1 protein-coding gene is annotated in these 22,246 nt (G+C 73.0%); it reads left to right on the forward strand.

What is annotated here, in order from left to right; all coding sequences use genetic code 11:
* The first annotated feature begins 64 nt into the window (after positions 1-64).
* On the forward strand, positions 65-22,195 hold the full coding sequence (locus ACH4TL_RS20530) for an SDR family NAD(P)-dependent oxidoreductase (RefSeq protein ID WP_398425312.1): 22,131 nt from the start codon (positions 65-67) through the stop codon (positions 22,193-22,195).
* Positions 22,196-22,246: the final 51 nt, after the last annotated feature.

Here is a 22,246-nt window from a genome sequence, read left to right on the forward strand (position 1 = left end):
TCCGGATTCCTCGAGAGGGAACGCACGTATGAACGAGGAAAAGCTCCGTTACTTTCTCAAGCGGGTGACTGCCGACCTGCACGAGACCCGGCGACGCCTCCAGGCGGTCGAGTCGGAGGACCAGGAGCCCATCGCCATCATCGGCATGAGCTGCCGCTACCCGGGTGGAGTCCAGTCGCCCGAGGATCTGTGGCGGCTGGTGTCCGAGGGCGGGGACGGTATTTCCGAATTCCCCACCGACCGCGGCTGGGACATCGAGCGACTGTTCGATGACGACCCGGACGGCTCCGGGACGAGCTATGTCCGGGAGGGCGGGTTCCTCCACGACGCCAATTACTTCGACCCGGCGTTCTTCGGCATCAACGCGCGCGAGGCCCTCGCCATGGACCCCCAGCAGCGGCTGCTGCTGGAGACCACGTGGGAGGTGTTCGAGCGGGCGGGCATCGACGCCACGTCCGTCAGCGGCAGCAAGACCGGCGTGTTCGCGGGCGTCATGTACCACGACTACGCCTCGCGGCTGCGCGCCGTACCGCCCGGCGTCGAGGGCTACCTCGGCACCGGCGGCTCCAGCAGCATCGCCTCCGGCCGGGTCGCGTACACCTTCGGCCTCGAAGGCCCCGCCCTCACCGTCGACACCGCGTGCTCCTCCTCCCTGGTCACCCTGCACCTGGCCATGCAGGCGCTGCGCAACGGCGAATGCTCGATGGCGCTCGCGGGCGGCGTCACCGTGATGTCGACCCCCGGTACCTTCACCGAGTTCAGCCGCCAGCGCGGGCTGTCCTTCGACGGCCGCTGCAAGTCGTTCGCGGCCGCCGCCGACGGCACCGGCTGGTCCGAGGGCGCGGGCATGCTGCTGGTGGAGCGGCTGTCGGACGCCCGGAAGAACGGCCACCGGGTGCTGGCCGTCGTACGCGGCAGTGCCACCAACCAGGACGGCGCCAGCAACGGCCTGACCGCCCCCAACGGCCCGTCCCAGCAGCGCGTCATCCGCCAGGCCCTGGCCAGCGCCCGGCTGACGGCCGACCAGATCGACGTCGTCGAGGCGCACGGTACGGGCACCACGCTGGGCGACCCGATCGAGGCGCAGGCGCTGCTCGCCACGTACGGCAAGGAGAAGTCCGCCGAACGTCCGCTGCTGCTCGGCTCCATCAAGTCCAACGTCGGCCACACCCAGGCCGCCGCCGGTGTCGCCGGGATCATCAAGATGGTCAAGGCCATCGAGCACGGCTATGTGCCCAGGACCCTGCACGTCGACGAGCCGTCGCCGCACATCGACTGGTCGGCCGGGGCCGTCTCGCTGCTCACCGAGGGCCGCCCGTGGCCGGAGACCGGCCGCCCGCGCCGCGCCGCCGTGTCGTCGTTCGGCATCAGCGGCACCAACGCCCACCTGATCATCGAGCAGTCCCCGGCCCCGGACGAGGCCACCGACGGGGCGTCGGACGACGCGACGGACGACGCGACGGGCGAGGCCACCGAAGCGTTCGCCGACGTATCGCCCCGCGCCCTCCCCCTCCTCCCCTGGGTGCTGTCCGGCAAGGGCGAGGACGCGCTGCGTGCCCAGGCCGCCCGCCTCCACGCGTACGTCACCGAACGCCCCGACCTGGGCCCGCTGTCCGTCGGCTACTCCCTCGCCACCACCCGCGCCGCCCTCCAGGACCGCGCGGCCGTGATCGCCGGAGACCGCGAGACGTTCCTCGACCGGCTCGCCGCGCTCGCCGCGGGCGAGCCCGCGGCCGGGCTGATCGAGGGCGCGGAGACCCGGGGCAAGCTGGCGTTCCTCTTCACCGGCCAGGGCAGCCAGCGGCTCGGCATGGGCCGTGAGCTGTACGAGACCTATCCGGCCTTCGCCGAGGCGCTGGACGAGGTGTGCGCCGCGCTGGACCCGCGCCTCGAACGCCCCCTGAAGGAGGTCCTCTTCGGGGACGACGCCGCCGAACTGGACCGCACCGGCTTCACCCAGCCCGCGCTGTTCGCCATCGAGGTGGCCCTGTTCCGCCTCGTCGAATCGTGGGGCCTGAAGCCGGACTTCGTCTCCGGCCACTCCATCGGCGAGATCGCCGCCGCCCACGTCGCGGGCGTGCTGTCGCTCCCCGACGCCGCCCTGCTGGTGGCCGCGCGCGGCCGCTTGATGCAGCGGCTCCCGGGCGGCGGCGCGATGATCGCCGTCCAGGCGTCCGAGGACGAGGTGACGCCGCTCCTCACCGAGCGCGTCAGCATCGCCGCCCTCAACGGCCCGACCTCGGTGGTCATCGCGGGCGACGAGGACGCTGCTGTCGCGATCGCGGCGGACTTCGAGGCGCAGGGCCGCAAGACCAAGCGGCTCACGGTGAGCCACGCGTTCCACTCGCCGCTCATGGACCCGATGCTGGAGGCGTTCCGCAAGGTCGCCGAGAGCCTGACGTACGACACCCCGAAGATCCCGGTCGTCTCGAACCTCACCGGCGGCATCGCCCCCGCCTCGGAGATCGCCACCGCCGACTTCTGGGTACGCCACGTCCGCGAGGCCGTCCGCTTCCTCGACGGGATACGCACCCTGGAGTCCCAGGGCGTCACCACCTACCTCGAACTCGGCCCGGACGGCGTGCTGTCCGCCATGGCGCAGGAGTGTGTGACCGGCGACGGCGCCGCGTTCACCCCGGTGCTGCGCAAGGCCCGCCCCGAGGCCGAGGCCCTGACCAGCGCCCTGGCCACCCTGCACACCCGCGGCACCGTCCCCGACTGGGAGGCGTACTACGCGGGCACCGGCGCGGAGCGCGTCGAGCTGCCCACGTACGCCTTCCAGCGCGAGCACTACTGGCTGGACGCGGGCACCGCCTACGGCGACGTCTCCTCGGTCGGGCTCGGCACCGCCGACCACCCGCTGCTCGGCGCGGCCGTCTCGCTGGCCGCCGCGGAGGGCTTCCTGTTCACCGGGCGGCTCTCGCTGGACACCCACCCGTGGCTCGCCGACCACGCCATCATGGGCGCGGTGCTGCTGCCCGGCACCGCGTTCGTGGAGCTGGCCGTACGCGCCGGTGAGCAGGCCGGATGCGACCTGGTGGAAGAACTCACCCTGGAAGCCCCGCTGATCCTGCCCGAACAGGGCGGGGTCCGGCTCCAGATCGCCGTGGGCGGCCAGGACGACACCGGCCGCCGCACCCTCGCACTCCACTCACGCCCCGACACGGCCACCGACGACGAGCCGTGGATACGCCACGCCACGGGCCTGCTCGCGCAGGCCGCCCCGACGGCGCCGTTCGACCTGAGCGCCTGGCCGCCCGCCGGTGCGGAACGCATCGACACCGACGGCCTGTACGAGGGCCTGGAGGCGGCGGGCTTCGGCTACGGCCCGGCCTTCCAGGGCCTGCGGACCGCCTGGCGCGGTGACGGCGAGGTCTACGCCGAGGTCGCGCTCCCCGAGGGCACCGAACCGGGCGCCGCGCTGTTCGGCGTGCACCCGGCCCTGCTGGACGCGGTGCTGCACACCATCGGCCTCAGCGACCTGACCGAAACTCCGGGCCAGGGCGGTCTGCCCTTCTCCTGGACCGGCGTCCGCGTCCACTCGGTGGGCGCGGACACGGTACGGGTCCGCCTGACGTCGGCCGGAAACGGCACGGTGTCGCTCCAGCTGGCGGACGTGACGGGCGCCCCGGTGGCCTCGGTGGACCGCCTGGCCCTGCGCACGGTGTCCCCGGACCAGCTGAGCCCGACGCGCGCAGGCGCCGCGTCCGAGTCCCTGTTCCACGTGGACTGGACCCCGGTGGCGGCACCGCCCGAGTCGACGCCCAAGCCCACCTGGACCTCCATAGGCCCCAACACCCCCTACCCGGACCTGGCCGCGCTGACAGCCGCCCTGGAAGCGGGCAAGGAGGCTCCGGAGTACCTGGTGGTGTCCCTGGAGGACGCACCAATCGCAGCCCGTCCGGCGTTTGAGGACCGGGGTCAAGGGGCGGAGCCCCTTGTTTCGGGAAGGGGCGGGGTGGGGGAAACCTCGCCCGCCACCACGGCGCAGCAGACCACCACCCACCTGCTGGACCTCCTCCAAACCTGGCTGGCCGACGACCGCTTCGCGGACTCCCGCCTGGTCGTCCTCACCAACGGCACCGACCTGGCCCACGCCGCGGCCCGCGGCCTGGTCCGCTCCGCCCAGTCGGAGAACCCGGACCGCATCCTGCTCGTCGACACGGACAGCCACGCGGACTCCCACGCCGCACTGCCCACCGCCCTCGCCTCCGGCGAGCAGGAAGTGGCGGTGCGCGAGGGCACGGTCAAGACCCCGCGCCTGGCCCGCGTCACCGCGACGCCGGAGACGGAACCCACCGGGTGGAACCCGGAGGGCACGGTCCTGCTCACGGGTGCGTCCGGCACCCTGGGCGGCCTGTTCGCCCGCCACCTGGTGGCGGAGCGCGGCGTACGCCACCTCTTCCTGGTGAGCCGTCGCGGAGCGGAGGCCCCTGGCGCACCGGAACTGGCCACGGAGCTCACCGAGCTGGGCGCAAGTGTCCGCTGGTCGGCCTGCGACGTGGCGGACCGGAACGCCCTTGCCGAGACCCTGGCCGCGATCCCCGCCGAAAACCCGCTCACCGCCGTGATCCACACGGCAGGCGTGCTGGACGACGGCGTGATCGCATCGCTCACCCCGGAGCGCATGGCCACGACCCTCCGCCCGAAGGCGGACGCGGCCTGGAACCTGCATGAGCTGACCCAGGACGCGGACCTGGCCGCGTTCATCCTGTTCTCCTCCGCCGCCGGAGTCTTCGGCGGCGCGGGCCAGGGCAACTACGCGGCCGCGAACGCCTTCCTCGACGCCCTGGCCCAGCACCGCGCAGCCAACGGCCTGCCCGCCACCTCCCTCGCCTGGGGCCTGTGGTCGGTGGCCGGAGGCATGGGTGGTGAGCTGGACGAGACGGAGATCGCCCGCCTCCAGCGCGGCGGCGTCGCCGCCATCACCGCCGAGCAGGGCCGTGAACTCTTCGACGCCGCGACCTCCACGGGCGACCCCCTCCTGGTCCCGATGCCGCTCGACATGGCCGCCCTCCGCGCCCAGGCAGGCGTCGGCATGCTGCCGCCGCTCTTCCGCGGCCTGGTCCGCGTCCCCCCGCGCCGCGCCGCGCAGGCGGCCGCCGCCGCGCAGTCCGGCGCGCTCGCCCAGCAGCTGGCCGGGGCCTCCGAGGCGGAGGCCGAGGCGATCGTCCTCACCCTGGTCCGTACGCAGGTGGCGGCCGTACTCGGCAATGCCGGGCCCGAAACGGTCGACCCGCAGCGCGCGTTCAGCGAGGTCGGCTTCGACTCGCTCACCGCCGTCGAGCTGCGCAACCGCCTCACCGCCGTCAGCGGCGTACGGCTCCCCGCCACCCTGATCTTCGACTACCCGAACCCCGCCGCCCTCGCCGCGTACCTGCGGGCCGAGGCCCAGGGCAGCCAGTCGGCGGACGCGGCCGCACCCGTGGCAAGCGCCACCGCGCACGACGACGACCCCATCGCCATCGTCGCGATGAGCTGCCGGTTCCCCGGCGGGGTGAGCTCGCCCGAGGATCTGTGGAAGCTGGTCACCGGGGGCACGGACGCGATCACCGATATGCCCACCGACCGTGGCTGGGACATCGAGTCGCTGTACGACGACGACCCCGACCAGCAGGGCACCAGCTACGCCCGCAACGGCGGTTTCCTGCACGACGCCCACCACTTCGACCCCGTCTTCTTCGGGATCAGCCCGCGCGAAGCCCTCGCCATGGACCCGCAGCAGCGGCTGCTGCTGGAGACCACCTGGGAGGCGTTCGAGCGGGCGGGTATCGACCCGGCGACCGCGCGCGGCAGCCGGACCGGTGTGTACACGGGCGTGATGTACAACGACTACGGCACGCTGTTGCACCGTGCGCCCGACGGCCTTGAGGGCTACATGGGCACTGCCAGCTCCGGCAGCGTCGCGTCCGGTCGCGTGTCGTACACGTTCGGCCTCGAAGGCCCGGCCGTCACGGTCGACACGGCCTGCTCCTCCTCCCTCGTCACCCTGCACATGGCCGTACAGGCCCTCCGCAACGGCGAATGCTCCCTCGCGCTCGCGGGCGGCGTGACCGTGATGGCCACCCCCGGCACCTTCGTGGCGTTCAGCAAGCAGCGTGGGCTGGCGACCGACGGTCGCTGCAAGCCGTTCGCGGCCGCCGCCGATGGCACGGCCTGGGGCGAGGGCGTGGGCATGCTGCTCGTCGAGCGGCTGTCGGACGCGCGGAAGAACGGTCACCCGGTGCTCGCGGTGGTCCGCGGCTCCGCGATCAACCAGGACGGTGCGTCCAACGGCCTCACCGCCCCCAACGGCCCCTCCCAGCAGCGCGTCATCCGCCAGGCCCTGGCCGGGGCCCGCCTGTCCGCCGCCGAGATCGACGTGGTCGAGGCGCACGGCACCGGTACGACGCTGGGCGACCCGATCGAGGCGCAGGCGCTGCTCGCCACTTACGGCCAGGAGCGCACCGAGGACGAGCCGTTGTGGCTGGGCTCGGTGAAGTCCAACTTCGGCCACACCCAGGCCGCGGCCGGTGTCGCCGGAATCATCAAGATGGTCAAGGCCATCGAGCACGGCGTCCTGCCCGCGACGCTGCACGTGGACGAGCCGTCCACGCATGTGGACTGGTCGGCGGGCGCGGTGGCGCTGCTCACCGAGGGCCGTCCGTGGCCGGAGACCGGCCGTCCGCGCCGTGCCGCGGTGTCGTCGTTCGGCATCAGCGGTACCAACGCGCACACCATCATCGAGCAGGCTCCCACGGCTCCCGCCCGGACCGATGCAGCGGTGGAGCCCCGAGCCCTTCCCCTGGTGCCATGGGTGGTGTCCGGGAAGGACGAGGACGCTCTGCGGGCTCAGGCGGCCCGGCTGCACAGCCATGTGGCCGAGCGCCCCGAACTGGATCCGGTGTCCGTCGGCTACTCGCTGGCCACGACGCGCGCTGCACTGGAGCACCGGGCGGCCGTTGTCGCCGGTGACCGCGCGGCCTTCCTGGACCGACTCGCGGCGCTGGCCGCTGGCGAGCCTGCGGCGGGAGTGGCCGAAGGTGTGGAGACCCAGGGGAACCTGGCGTTTCTCTTCACCGGCCAGGGCAGCCAGCGGCTCGGCATGGGCCGTGAGCTGTACGACGCCTACCCGGTGTTCGCGGAAGCGCTGGACGCGGTCTGCGACGCGCTCGACTCGCACCTCGAACAGCCTCTGAAGACGGTCCTGTTCGGGGACGACGCCGCAGTGCTCGACCAGACGGCGTTCACCCAGCCCGCCCTGTTCGCGGTCGAGGTGGCGCTGTTCCGCCTGGCCGAAGCCTGGGGTCTGCGGCCCGACTTCCTCTCCGGCCACTCCATCGGTGAGATCGCCGCCGCGCACGTGGCGGGCGTGTTCTCGCTCGCCGACGCGGCCAAGCTGGTGGCCGCCCGTGGCCGTCTTATGCAGGAGCTCCCGTCCGGTGGCGCGATGATCGCGATCCAGGCGTCCGAGGACGAGGTGGCGCCGCTCCTCACCGAGCGCGTGAGCATCGCCGCGATCAACGGGCCGACGTCGGTCGTGATCGCGGGTGACGAGGACGCGGCTGTCGCGATCGCGGCGGACTTCGGGGCGCAGGGCCGCAAGACCAAGCGTCTCACCGTGAGCCACGCGTTCCACTCGCCGCGTATGGACGGGATGCTGGAGGCGTTCCGCGAGATCGCGCAGGGACTGTCGTACGAAGCCCCCCGCATTCCGATCGTCTCCAACCTCACCGGTGACGTCGTCTCCGCAGACGACATCACCACCCCCGACTTCTGGGTGCGCCACGTCCGGGAAGCCGTCCGCTTCCTCGACGGTGTCCGCACCCTCGAAGCGCAGGGCGTCACCACGTACCTCGAACTCGGCCCGGACGGTGTGCTCACCGCCATGGCGCAGGAGTGCGTGTCCGGCGAGGGTGCCGGGTTCACCTCGGTGCTGCGCTCCGGCCGCCCCGAGGCCGAGGTGCTGACCACCGCCCTGGCGGCCCTGCACACGCGGGGTATCGCTCCCGACTGGGAGGCGTACTACGCGGGCACCGGCGCGCAGCGCGTCGAGCTGCCCACGTACGCCTTCCAGCACGAGCGTTACTGGATCGAGGTCCCGGTCTCGGTGGGCGATGTCGCCTCCGCCGGTCTGGGCGCCGCCGACCACCCGCTGCTCGGCACGGCCATGTCCCTGGCCGCTGCGGAGGGCTTCCTGTTCACCGGTCGGCTTTCGCTGGAGACGCATCCGTGGCTGGCCGATCACGCGGTGATGGGCGCGGTGCTGCTGCCCGGCACCGCGTTCGTGGAGCTGGCCGTACGCGCCGGTGAGCAGGCCGGATGCGACCTGGTGGAAGAACTCACCCTGGAGGCGCCGCTGATCCTGCCCGAGCGGGGCGGGATCCAGCTGCAAATCGCCGTGGGCGCCGAGGACGGCTCCGGCCGCCGCACCCTTGAGTTCCACTCGCGCCCCGAAGCGGGCGATGACGAGGTGCCGTGGGTGCGGCATGCCACGGGTGTGCTCGTGGAGAGCGCGCCGTCCTCGGCATCGTCGTTCGAGCTGAGCGCCTGGCCCCCGGCGGGTGCCGAGCGGATCGAGACCGATGGGCTGTACGAGGGCCTGGAGGCGGCGGGCTTCGGCTACGGCCCGGCCTTCCAGGGCGTACGGGCCGCCTGGCGGGGCAACGGCGAGGTGTACGCCGAGGTCGCGCTGCCCGAGGGCGTCGAGCCCGGTGCGGACCTGTTCGGTCTGCACCCCGCGCTGCTGGACGCCGTTCTGCACGCCGTCGCGCTCGGTGGCCCGGACGAGAACCTGGGACAGGGCGGGCTGCCCTTCTCCTGGACCGGTGTCCGGGTCCATTCGGTGGGCGCGGACAGCGTGCGGGTGCGGCTGTCGTCGGCCGGAAACGGCATGGTGGCTCTGCAATTGGCAGATGTGACCGGTGCCCCGGTGGCATCGGTGGAACGGCTCGCACTGCGTGCCGTGTCCCCGGAGCAGCTGGGCGCCGATCAGGCCGGTGGCGGCGCGGCGGACGCGTTGTTCCGGGTGGAGTGGCTTCCGGTGTCGGCGTCCTCGGGGACGCCCTCCGCCGACCGTGTCGCGGTCGTGGGCCCGGATGTCCCCGGCCTCGGTATCGAGGCCGGGACGTACCCGGACCTGGCCGCGCTGGCCGAGGAGATCGCGTCCGGAGCCACGGCCCCGGACCACGTGGTGGTGTCCGCGCGCACGGTGCCGGGGGAGAACTCCTCGCCTGCCGCCACGGCACATCAGAACGCCGTTCGCGTCCTCGCTCTGCTCCAGGAATGGCTGGCCGAGGACCGGTTCGCGGACTCGCGCCTGGTCGTCCTCACCCAGGGCGCGGTGGCCACCGGCACCGATGACACGGTGACCGAGCCCGCGCAGGCCACAGCGACCGGCCTGATCCGCTCCGCGCAGTCGGAGAACATCGGCCGCGTCATCCTGGTGGACCTGGACGAGGACCCGGACTCCCTCGCCGCTCTTCCCGCCGCCCTGGAATCGGGCGAACAGGAACTCGCCGTCCGTCAGGGCACGGTCATGACTCCCCGTCTGGCCCGGACCACCGCCCTGATCACCGACCGGGAGCCCTCCGTCTTCGACGCGGACGGCACGGTGCTGATCACCGGTGCCGGTGGCACGCTCGGCGGACTGTTCGCGCGCCATCTGGTGACCGAGCGGGGCGTGCGTCGGCTGCTGCTGGTCAGCCGCCGTGGTGACCAGGCTCCGGGTGCCGCCGAGCTGACCGCTGAGCTGGCCGACTTGGGTGCGCAGGCGCAGTGGGTCGCGTGCGATGTGGCCGACCGTGATGCCCTGGCCCGCCTCATCGAGTCTGTCCCCGCCGAGCATCCGCTGACAGCCGTGATGCACACCGCCGGTGTGCTGGACGACGGCGTGATCGGATCGCTGACCCCGGAGCGTATGGCCGGTGTGCTGCGTCCGAAGGTGGACGCGGCGTGGAACCTCCACGAACTGACGGCGGATCTGGATCTGTCGGCGTTCGTGCTGTTCTCCTCCGCCGCCGGAGTCTTCGGCGGTGCGGGACAGGGCAACTACGCTGCGGCGAACGCCTTCCTCGACGCCCTCGCCCAGCACCGCCGCTCCGCCGGACTTCCGGCCACCTCCCTCGCCTGGGGTCTGTGGGCCGAGTCCGGTGGTATGGCCGGGGAGCTGGAGGCGGCGGAGCTGGACCGGCTGCGGCGCGGTGGCGTGGCCGCCATCACCGCCGAGCAGGGGCGGGAGCTCTTCGACCTGGCGGATGGTGCCGACGAGGCGCTGCTGGTGCCGATGCCGCTCGACCTGGCGGCCTTGCGTGAGCAGGCGGGTGCGGGGATGCTGCCGCCGCTCTTCCGTGGTCTGGTGCGCGTTCCGCCGCGTCGGGCGGCCCAGGCCGCTGCGGCGGCGCGGTCCGGCGCGCTGGCACGGCAGCTGGCCGGGGCCTCCGAGGCCGAGGCCGAGGTGATCGTGCTGGGCGTGGTGCGCGCGCAGGTGGCTGCCGTGCTCGGCTTCGCCGGGCCCGATGCGGTGGATCCGCAGCGTGCGTTCAGCGAGGTCGGTTTCGACTCGCTCACGGCCGTCGAGCTGCGCAACCGCCTCACCGCCGTCAGCGGCGTTCGGCTCCCGGCGACGTTGATCTTCGACTACCCGAACCCGATCGCTCTCGCCGCGTACCTGCGGGCCGAGGCCCAGGGCAGCCAGTCGGACGCGGCCGCACCGGTCGTCGCCGCCAAGGCGGGTGACGATGAGCCGATCGCCATTGTGGCGATGAGCTGCCGGTTCCCCGGTGGGGTGAGCTCGCCCGAGGATCTGTGGAAGCTGGTCACCGGGGGCACGGACGCGATCACCGATATGCCCACCGACCGTGGCTGGGACATCGAGTCGCTTTATGACGACGACCCCGACCGGCAGGGCACCAGCTACGCCCGCAATGGTGGCTTCCTGCACGACGCCCACCACTTCGACCCGGTGTTCTTCGGGATCTCGCCGCGTGAGGCCCTGGCGATGGACCCGCAGCAGCGGTTGCTGCTGGAGACGTCGTGGGAGGCGTTCGAGCGGGCGGGTATCGACCCGGCGACCGCGCGCGGCAGCCGGACCGGTGTGTACACGGGCGTGATGTACAACGACTACGGCACGCTGTTGCACCGTGCGCCCGACGGTCTTGAGGGCTACATGGGCACTGCCAGCTCCGGCAGCGTCGCGTCCGGTCGCGTGTCGTACACGTTCGGCCTCGAAGGCCCGGCCGTCACGGTCGACACGGCCTGCTCCTCCTCCCTCGTCACCCTGCACATGGCGGTGCAGGCGCTGCGGAGCGGCGAATGCTCCCTCGCGCTGGCCGGTGGCGTGACCGTGATGGCGACCCCCGGCACCTTCGTGGCGTTCAGCAAGCAGCGTGGGCTGGCGACCGACGGTCGCTGCAAGCCGTTCGCGGCCGCCGCCGATGGCACGGCCTGGGGCGAGGGCGTGGGCATGCTGCTGGTGGAGCGGCTGTCGGACGCGCGCAAGAACGGTCACCCGGTGCTCGCGGTCGTCCGCGGCTCCGCCATCAACCAGGACGGCGCGTCGAACGGTCTGACCGCGCCGAACGGCCCGTCCCAGCAGCGCGTCATCCGCCAGGCCCTGGCCAACGCGCGGCTGTCCGCCGCCGAGGTGGACGCGGTCGAGGCGCACGGCACGGGCACCCGGCTGGGTGACCCGATCGAGGCGCAGGCGTTGCTGGCCACCTACGGCCAGGAGCGGGACGCGGACGTGCCGTTGTGGCTGGGCTCGGTGAAGTCCAACTTCGGCCACACCCAGGCCGCGGCCGGTGTCGCCGGAATCATCAAGATGGTCAAGGCCATCGAGCACGGCGTCCTGCCCGCGACGCTGCATGTGGATGAGCCGTCGCCGCACGTGGACTGGTCGATGGGCGCGGTGTCGCTGCTGACCGAGCAGGTGGAGTGGCCCGAGACCGGCCGTCCGCGCCGCGCTGCCGTGTCGTCGTTCGGTATCAGTGGCACCAACGCGCACACCATCATCGAGCAGGCCCCGGAGCCACGGGAGACGGCGGCCGAGTCGGCCGAACCCTCCGTCGAAGCGCCCGGTGTGCTGCCGTGGCCGCTGTCCGCCAGGGGCGAGGCGGGCCTGCGCGCGCAGGCCGCCAAGCTGCTGGACCACCTCGGTGCCGACCCGGGCCTGCGCCCGGCCGACGTCGGCCACTCGCTTGCCACCACCCGCGCCGCCTTCGAACAGCGCGCGGTCCTGGTGGGCACCGACCGGGACGACTTCCTCCGCGCCCTGACGGCGCTGGCCCAGGGTGAGGCTCCGGTCCAGGGCATCGGGACGTCCGACAAGACGGCGTTCGTGTTCCCGGGACAGGGCTCCCAGTGGGCAGGCATGGCCGTGGAACTGATGGACACCTCACCGGCGTTCGCGGCCCGTGTCCACGAGTGTGCCGCCGCGCTGGCGGAGTTCACCGACTGGTCGCTGGTGGAGGTGCTGCGCGGCGCCGAGGGCGCGCCGTCGCTGGACCGCGTGGACGTGGTCCAGCCGGTGCTGTTCTCCGTGATGGTGTCGCTGGCCGAGCTGTGGCGTTCACTCGGGGTCGTACCGTCGGCGGTGGTGGGCCATTCCCAGGGCGAGATCGCGGCCGCGTGCGTGGCCGGGATTCTGTCCCTGAAGGACGCGGCGCGTGTGGTGGCGCTGCGCAGCCAGGCCATTGGCCGGGTGCTGGCGGGCCAGGGCGGCATGGTGTCCGTCGCACTGCCGGTGTCCGAGGTACGGGAGCGGATCGCGCCGTGGGGCGAGGAGCGCATCTCGGTGGCCGCCGTCAACGGGCCCTCGTCGGTGGTGGTTTCGGGCGAGCCCGAGGCCCTGGACGAGCTGCTGGCCTCCTGCGAGGCGGATGAGGTCCGGGCCCGCCGCGTGCCGGTGGACTACGCCTCGCACTCCGCGCAGGTGGAGCTGTTGCGCGACGAACTGCTCGACCTGCTGGCCCCCGTACAGCCGCAGACCGCGCGGGTGCCGTTCCTCTCCACCGTCACGGGGGAGTGGGTCGAGGGTCCGGAGCTGGACGCCGAGTACTGGTTCACCAACCTCCGTCGTACCGTCGAACTCGAAGGTGCCGTCCGGCGGCTGCTGGACGAGGGCTTCGGTGTGTTCATCGAGTCCAGCGCCCACCCCGTCCTGACGATGGGTGTGCAGGCGACCGCCGAGGACGCCGGTGTGGACGCGGCCGCGATCGGGTCGCTGCGCCGCGACGAGGGCGGGCTGAAGCGGTTCTGGACCTCCGCCGGTGAGGCGTGGTCGCGGGGCGTGTCGGTCGACTGGGACGCGGTGTTCGAGGGGACCGGCGCCCGCCGCGTCGAGCTGCCCACGTACGCCTTCCAGCACGAGCGCTACTGGATCGATGTCCCGGTCACGGTGGGCGATGTCACCTCCGCCGGTCTGGGCGCGGCCGATCACCCGCTGCTGGGTGCGGCCGTCGAACTGCCGGACTTCGAGGGCTTCCTGTTCACCGGTCGGCTTTCGCTGGAGACGCATCCGTGGCTGGCCGATCACGCGGTGATGGGCTCGGTGCTGCTGCCCGGTACCGCGTTCGTGGAGCTTGCGGTGCGCGCCGGTGAGCAGGTGGGCTGCGATCTGGTGGAGGAGCTGACGCTTGAGGCGCCGCTGATCCTGCCCGAGCGGGGCGGGATCCAGCTCCAGATCGCCGTGGGCGCCCGGGACGACTCCGGCCGCCGCACCCTTGCCCTCCACTCGCACCCCGATGGGGTCGGCGACGAGGTGCCGTGGGTGCGGCATGCCACGGGTGTGCTCGTGGAGAGCGCGCCGTCGTCGGCGCCGTCCTTCGAGCTGAGCGCCTGGCCCCCGGCGGGTGCCGAGCGGGTCGAGATCGACGGGCTGTACGAGGGGTTGGCCGAGGCGGGCTTCGGCTACGGTCCGGCCTTCCAGGGCGTACGGGCCGCCTGGCGGGGCGACGGCGAGGTGTACGCCGAGGTCGCGCTGCCCGAGGGCGTCGAGCCCGGTGCGGACCTGTTCGGCCTGCACCCCGCGCTGCTGGACTCCGTCCTGCACGCCATCGCCCTGGGCGACCTGACCGAGAACCTGGAGGGGGTCGGACTTCCCTTCTCCTGGACGGGCGTCCGGATCCATTCGGTGGGTGCGGACAGCGTGCGGGTGCGGCTGTCGTCGGCCGGGAACGGCACGGTGGCTTTCCAGCTCGCCGATGTGACGGGTGCCCCGGTGGCGTCGGTGGAACGGCTCGCGCTGCGCACCGTGTCCCCCGAGCAGCTGGGCGGGGACCGCGCAGGTGGCGATGCGGCGGACGCCCTGTTCCGCGTGGACTGGATTTCGGTCCCGGCCCCCTCGGGGACGCCCTCCGCCGACCGTGTCGCGGTCGTGGGCGCGGACGTCCCCGGCCTCGCCGTCGAGGCCGGGACGTACCCGGACCTGGCCGCGCTGGCCGAGGAGATCGCGTCCGGTGCCACGGCCCCGGACCACGTGGTGGTGTCCGCGCGCACGGTGCCGGGAGAGGCCTCCTCGCCGGTCGCCACGGCGCACGAGATCGCCGTCCACGCATTGACCGTGCTCCAGACGTGGCTGGCCGAGGACCGCTTCGCGGACTCGCGCCTCGTCGTCCTCACCGAGGGCGCGGTGGCCACCGCCACCGACGACCCGGCGACCAGCCTGGCCCAGACGACCGTGACCGGCCTGATCCGCTCCGCGCAGTCGGAGAATCCCGGTCGCGTCATCCTGGTGGACCTCGACGGCCACCCGGACTCCCTCGCCGCGCTTCCCGCCGCCCTGGACTCGGACGAGCAGGAACTCGCCGTCCGTCAGGGCGCGATCAAGGCTCCGCGTCTGGCCCGCGCCACCGCCCCCGACGCCGAGGATCGGGAGGTCCCTGCCTTCGGTGCGGACGGCACGGTACTGATCACCGGTGCCGGTGGCATGCTGGGCAACCTCTTCGCGCGCCATCTGGTGACCGAGCGGGGCGTGCGTCGGCTGCTGCTGGTCAGCCGCCGTGGTGACCAGGCTCCGGGTGCCGCCGAACTGACCGCTGAGCTGGCCGACTTGGGTGCGCAGGCGCAGTGGGTCGCATGCGATGTGGCCGACCGTGATGCCCTCGCCCGCGTCATCGAGTCGGTTCCCGCCGAGCATCCGCTGACGGCCGTGATGCACACCGCCGGTGTGCTGGACGACGGTGTGATCGGGGCCCTGACCCCGGAGCGGCTGAGCACTGTGCTCCGTCCGAAGGTGGACGCGGCGTGGAATCTGCATGAGCTGACGGCCGATCTGGATCTGTCGGCGTTCGTGCTGTTCTCGTCGGCTGCCGGTGTCTTCGGCGGCGCGGGCCAGGGCAACTACGCGGCGGCCAACTCGTTCCTGGACGCCCTCGCCCAGCACCGCCGTGCCCAGGGCCTGCCCGCCTCCTCCCTCGCCTGGGGTCTGTGGGCCGAGGCCAGCGCCATGACCGGGGAGCTGGACGAGGCGGAGCTCGCCCGCCTGCGGCGCGGTGGTGTCGTCGCACTCACCGCCGACCAGGGCCTGGAGCTCTTCGACCTGGCGGATGCCGCTGACGAGGCGCTGCTGGTGCCGATGCCACTCGACCTGGGCGCCCTCCGCGCGCAGGCGGGTGCGGGGATGCTGCCGCCGCTCTTCCGTGGTCTGGTGCGCGTTCCGCCGCGTCGGGCGGCCCAGGCCGCTGCGGCCGCCGCGCAGTCCGGTGCGCTCGCCCAGCAGCTGGCCGGGGTGTCGGACGCCGAGGCCGAGGCGATCGTGCTCGGCGTGGTCCGTACCCAGGTGGCTGCCGTGCTCGGCTTCGCCGGGCCCGATGCGGTGGATCCGCAGCGCGCGTTCAGCGAGGTCGGTTTCGACTCGCTCACCGCTGTCGAGCTGCGCAACCGCCTGACGGCGGTCAGCGGCGTACGGCTTCCGGCGACGTTGATCTTCGACTACCCGAACCCGATGGCTCTCGCCGCGTACCTGCGGGGCGAGGCCCAGGGCAGCCAGTCGGACGCGGCCGCACCGGTCGTCGCCGCCAAGGCGGGTGACGACGACCCCATCGCCATCGTCGCGATGAGCTGCCGGTTCCCCGGCGGGGTGACCTCGCCCGAGGACCTGTGGAAGCTGGTGACCGAGGGCACTGACGCCATCAGCGACATGCCCACCGACCGTGGCTGGGACATCGAGGCGCTGTTCGACGTCGACCCGGACCAGCGGGGCACCAGCTACGCCCGCAACGGCGGTTTCCTGTACGACGCCCACCACTTCGACCCGGTGTTCTTCGGGATCTCGCCGCGTGAGGCCCTGGCGATGGACCCGCAGCAGCGGCTGCTGCTGGAGACCTCGTGGGAGGCGTTCGAGCGGGCCGGCATCGACCCGGCCGGGCTGCGTGGCAGCCAGACCGGTGTCTACACGGGCGTGATGTACAACGACTACGGCACGCTGCTGCACCGTGCGCCCGACGGTCTTGAGGGCTACATCAGCACCGCGAGTTCGGGCAGTGTGGCTTCGGGCCGGGTGTCGTACACCTTCGGCCTGGAGGGCCCGGCCGTCACCGTGGACACGGCGTGTTCGTCGTCGCTGGTGACGCTGCACATGGCGGTGCAGGCGCTGCGCAACGGCGAATGCTCGTTGGCGCTCGCGGGCGGTGTGACCGTGATGGCCACCCCGGGTACGTTCGTGGCGTTCAGCAAGCAGCGTGGGCTGGCGACCGACGGTCGCTGCAAGCCGTTCGCCGACGCCGCTGACGGCACGGCCTGGGGCGAGGGCGTGGGCATGCTGCTGGTGGAGCGGCTGTCGGACGCGCGGAAGAACGGTCACCCGGTGCTCGCGGTGGTCCGCGGCTCCGCGATCAACCAGGACGGTGCGTCCAACGGTCTTACGGCGCCCAACGGTCCGTCCCAGCAGCGCGTCATCCGCCAGGCGCTGGCCAACGCCCGCCTGTCGGCGTCCGAGGTGGACGTGGTCGAGGCGCATGGCACGGGTACGACGCTGGGCGACCCGATCGAGGCGCAGGCGCTGCTGGCCACCTACGGTCAGGAGCACACCGAGGACGAGCCGTTGTGGCTGGGTTCGGTGAAGTCCAACTTCGGGCACACCCAGGCCGCGGCCGGTGTAGCCGGAATCATCAAGACGGTCATGGCCATCGGGCACGGCGTCCTGCCCAGGACGCTGCATGTGGATGAGCCGTCCTCGCATGTGGACTGGTCGATGGGTGCGGTGTCGCTGCTGACCGAGCAGCTGGAGTGGCCCGAGACCGGCCGTCCGCGCCGCGCCGCCGTGTCGTCGTTCGGTATCAGCGGTACCAACGCGCACACCATCATCGAGCAGGCTCCCACGGCTCCCGCCCGGACCGGTGCACCGGTGGAGCCCCGAGCCCTTCCCCTGGTGCCATGGGTGGTGTCCGGTAAGAGCGAGGACGCTCTGCGGGCTCAGGCGGCCCGGCTGCACAGCCATGTGGCCGAGCGCCCCGATCTGGATGCGGTGTCGGTCGGTTACTCGCTGGCCACGACGCGCGCTGCACTGGAGCACCGGGCGGCCGTTGTCGCCGGTGACCGCGCGGCCTTCCTGGACCGGCTCGCCGCGCTGGCCGCTGGCGAGTCCGCTGCGGGAGTGGTCGAGGGCGCGGAGACCCGGGGCAAGCTGGCGTTCCTGTTCACGGGACAGGGCAGCCAGCGGCTCGGGATGGGCCGTGAGCTGTACGGCGCCTACCCGGTGTTCGCGGAGGCGCTGGACGAGGTGTGCGACGCGCTGGACCCGTATCTGGAGCGGCCGCTGAAGACGGTGCTGTTCGGGGACGACGCCGAGGCGTTGGACCGGACCGGCTTCACTCAGCCCGCGCTGTTCGCGATCGAGGTGGCGCTGTTCCGCCTGGTCGAGGCGTGGGGCATGAAGGCGGACTTCCTGTCCGGGCACTCGATCGGCGAGCTGGCCGCCGCGCATGTGGCGGGCGTGTTCTCGCTGGCGGACGCGGCGAAGCTGGTGGCCGCGCGTGGCCGTCTGATGCAGGAGCTGCCTGCCGGTGGCGCGATGGTCGCGGTGCAGGCGTCGGAGGACGAGGTGGCACCGCTCCTCACGGAGCGCGTGAGCGTCGCCGCCCTCAACGGCCCGACGTCCGTGGTCATCGCGGGCGACGAGGACGCGGCGCAGGAGATCGCGAACGGCTTCGAGGCGCAGGGTCGTAAGACCAAGCGGCTCACGGTCAGCCATGCGTTCCACTCACCCCGCATGGACGGGATGCTGGACGCGTTCCGTGAGGTGGCGCAGGGGCTTTCGTACGAGGCCCCGCGCATCCCGATCGTCTCCAACCTCACTGGCACCGTGGTCTCCGCCGAGGAGATCACCACCCCCGACTTCTGGGTGCGCCACGTCCGCGAGGCGGTCCGCTTCCTCGACGGTGTCCGCACCCTGGAGGCCCAGGGCGTCACCACGTACCTCGAACTCGGCCCGGACGGTGTGCTCACCGCCATGGCGCAGGAGTGCGTGTCCGGCGAGGGTGCCGGGTTCACCTCGGTGCTGCGCTCCGGCCGCCCCGAGGCCGAGGTGCTGACCACCGCCCTGGCGGCCCTGCACACCCGGGGTATCGCTCCCGACTGGGAGGCGTACTACGCGGGCACCGGCGCGCAGCGCGTCGAGCTGCCCACGTACGCCTTCCAGCACGAGCGTTACTGGATCGAGGTCCCGGTCTCGGTGGGCGATGTCGCCTCCGCCGGTCTCGGCGCAGCCGACCACCCGCTGCTCGGCGCGGCCGTCGAACTGCCGGACTCCGACGGCTTCCTGCTCGCCGGGCGGCTCTCCCTCCACACCCACCCCTGGCTCGCCGACCACGCCGTGGCCGGTACCGCGCTGCTGCCGGGGACGGCCTTCGTCGAACTGGCGATCCGCGCCGGTGACCAGGTCGGCTGCGGTGTTCTGGAGGAGCTGACCCTTGAGGCGCCGCTGGTCCTGCCCGAGCGGGGCGGGGTCCAGCTGCGGCTGACCGTCGGTGTGGCCGACGCGGAGGGACGCCGGACCCTGGAGGTCTACTCCCGCCCGGAGCCGGACGCGAACCGGGGCGACGGCTCGGATCAGTCCTGGAGCCGTAACGCCAGCGGTGTCCTCGCGTCCGGTGAAGCCGCCGAGGTCGCAGACGCCGCCGACACCACAGAGCGCCTGGCCGAATGGCCGCCCGCCGAGGCCGTCGCCATCGAGGTGGACGATCTGTACGAGCGGTTCGCCGTCGCCGGTATCGGCTACGGTCCGGCGTTCCAGGGGCTGACGGCCGCCTGGCGACGTGGCGAGGAGGTCTTCGCCGAGCTCCGGCTGGAGCAGCGGCAGCGGACCGACGCCGCGTTGTTCGGGCTGCACCCGGCGCTGCTGGACTCCGCGCTGCACGGCGTGGCGCTCGGCGACTTCGTGGGCGCCGACGCCGACGGGATCCGGCTGCCGTTCTCCTGGAGCGGTGTCACCCTCCACGCGGCGGGTGCCACGGCGCTGCGCGTACGGATCGCACCGGCCGGGCCGGACGCGGTGGCCCTGGCTGTCACGGACGAGAACGGCGGCGCGGTCGCGTCGGTGGACTCCCTGACGCTGCGGACCATCGCCCCGGAGCAGCTGCGCGCGACCCAGGTGACCTACCACGAGTCGCTGTTCCGCATGGAGTGGACCCCGGTGCCCGCGCCCTCGGCGGCCCCTGCGGGCACCCGCTGGGCCGTGGTCGGCCGGCAGGCCGCGGACCACGGTACGGACGCCTTCGGGCTGGTCACTGCGTTGGAGTCGGCCGGTGCCGAGTACGACGTGTTCCCCGACCTGGACGAGCTGGCGGCCGTGGTGGCCTCCGGCGGGCACCGGCCGGACGTCGTCCTGCTCCCGCTCACCGGCCCAGCCGGGGGCGGTGGCACCCCTCTGGCGGAGGGTGCGCGGCTGGCCACGCACGAGGCGCTGGAGAGCGCGCAGGCGTGGCTCGCGGAGGAGGGCTTCGCCGGGGCGCGGCTGGCGTTCGTCACCCGGAGCGCGGTCGCCACGTCCCCGGACGCCCAGGTGAACGACCTGCTGCACGCGCCCGTATGGGGGCTGATCCGCACCGCCCAGACCGAGAACCCGGACCGCTTCCTGCTGCTCGACCTCGATCAGGGGGAGGCCTCGTCCGACGCGCTCATGGCGGCCGTCGCCGGTGGCGAACCGCAGCTGGCCGTCCGCGGGGGCGCCCTGCACGCGCCCCGCCTGGCCAGGGTCGCCACCGAGCCGAAGCCCGAGGAGGAGGGGCTGCCGGGGTTCGACCCGGACGGCACGGTACTCATCACCGGCGCCACCGGCGCCCTCGGCGGGCAGCTCGCCCGCCATCTGGTGGCCGGGCACGGGGTGCGGCATCTGCTGCTCAACAGCCGCCGCGGCTACAGCGCCGAGGGAATGCCGGAGCTGGTCGCCGAACTGACCGCGCAGGGCGTGGAGGTGAGCGTCGCGGCCTGCGACGTGGCCGACCGCGAGGCGCTGTCGGCGATGCTGGCCGAGGTGGACCCGGCGCATCCGCTCACCGCCGTGGTGCACACGGCGGGTGTGCTGGACGACGGGCCGCTGCCCGCGCTCACCCCGGACCGGATCGACACGGTCTTCCGGCCGAAGGTGGAGGCCGCACGGAACCTCGACGAGCTGACCCGGGATCTCGATCTCGCGGCGTTCGTGCTGTTCTCGTCCGTCGCCGGTACCTTCGGTGCGCCGGGCCAGGCCAACTACGCCGCCGCCAACGTCTTCCTGGACGCCCTCGCCGCGCAGCGCCGCTCCGCCGGACTGCCCGCCCTCTCGTTGGCGTGGGGCATGTGGGACGAGCGCAGCGCGATGACCGGCACCATGACGGACGCGGACGTGCGGCGCATGGCGCGCTCCGGGATGGCGCCGCTGTCCTCGCGGGACGGTCTTGAGCTGTTCGACGCGGCGTGCGCGGTCGACGGTGAGGCGGTGCTTCTGCCGCTCCACCTGGACATCGCGCCGCTGCGGGAGCAGGCCGCGGAGGGCGCGTTGCCCGCAGTGTTCCGCGGACTGGTCCGGGCGACGCCCCGGCGCCGCACGGCCGCCGACGCGGCGGTCGACGCGGGCGGCCCCTCGCTGGCGCGGCGACTGGCCGGGCTGGACGAGGCTGAGCGGGAGAAGGTCCTGCTGGACCTGGTCCGCGCCCATGCCGCCGTGGTCCTCGGCTTCGAGGACCCGGAGGCCGTGGGGGCTACGCGTGGCTTCCTGGAGCTGGGCTTCGACTCGCTGACCTCCGTCGAGCTGCGCAACCGGCTCAATGCCGCGACCGGGCTGCGGCTGCCCCCGACGCTGCTCTTCGACCAGCCGACGCCCGAGCTGGTCGCCCGGCAGCTGCTCGCCGGGCTGGCCGGTTCGGTGGCCGCCGAGGGCGGTGCGGTGTCGGACGCCGCACCGGCAGACGCGGCGGGCGCGGAGCCGTCGGCCGTGTTCGGCGCGATGATGCGGGAAGCCGAGGAGCTGGGCCAGCAGGGGGAGTTCACCCGGCTGCTGATGGACGTCTCGCGGTTCCGGCCCTCGTTCGCGACCGCCGCCGAGCTGGACAAGGCGCCCACGCTGGTGCGGCTGTCCCGCGGGGAGACCGGGCCCGCGCTGGTGTGCTTCCCCTCGATCCTGTCGATCGGAGGCCCCCACCAGTACGCGCGGTTCGCCGCCGGATTCCGCGGCCACCGGGACGTCTGGGCGCTGGGCAACCCCGGCTTCGTCGCCGGGGAGCTGCTTCCGGCGAACCCGGAGGCGGTGATCGAGGCGCAGGCCGAGGCGGTGCTGCGACAGACCGACGGGGCGCCGTTCGTGCTGCTCGGCCACTCCTCGGGCGGGCTGCTCGCCCATGAGGTGGCCGCGCGGCTGGAGAGCACCGGGGTCTTCCCGGACGCGGTGGTGCTGCTCGACATCTACTCGCACGACCGGGAGGCGGCCATGGCCCTCCAGCCCGGCCTGCGGGCCGGGATCGACGAGCGGAGCACGGGCCCGGTGCCGGTGGACGACGCCCGGCTGCTGGCCATGGGCGCGTACTTCCGGCTGTTCGGCCAGTGGGAGCCCCGCGAGGTCAAGACGCCGACCCTGCTGGTCCGGGCCGAGGAGCAGTTCTTCGACTGGTCCCGCGACGGGGACTGGCGGTCGTACTGGGAGCTGCCGCACACGGTGCGCGATGTGCCGGGGCACCACTTCACCATGATGGAGGACCACGCCGGTACGACGGCGCGCGTGGTGGAGGACTGGCTGTCGGACTGACGGGCGCTCCGGCGCCCCGAAGGGCCGGGCCCCGCCCCCTCCTCGGAGGGG

The sequence above is a fragment of the Streptomyces sp. NPDC021115 genome (assembly GCF_044333065.1).
Taxonomy (GTDB): domain Bacteria; phylum Actinomycetota; class Actinomycetes; order Streptomycetales; family Streptomycetaceae; genus Streptomyces.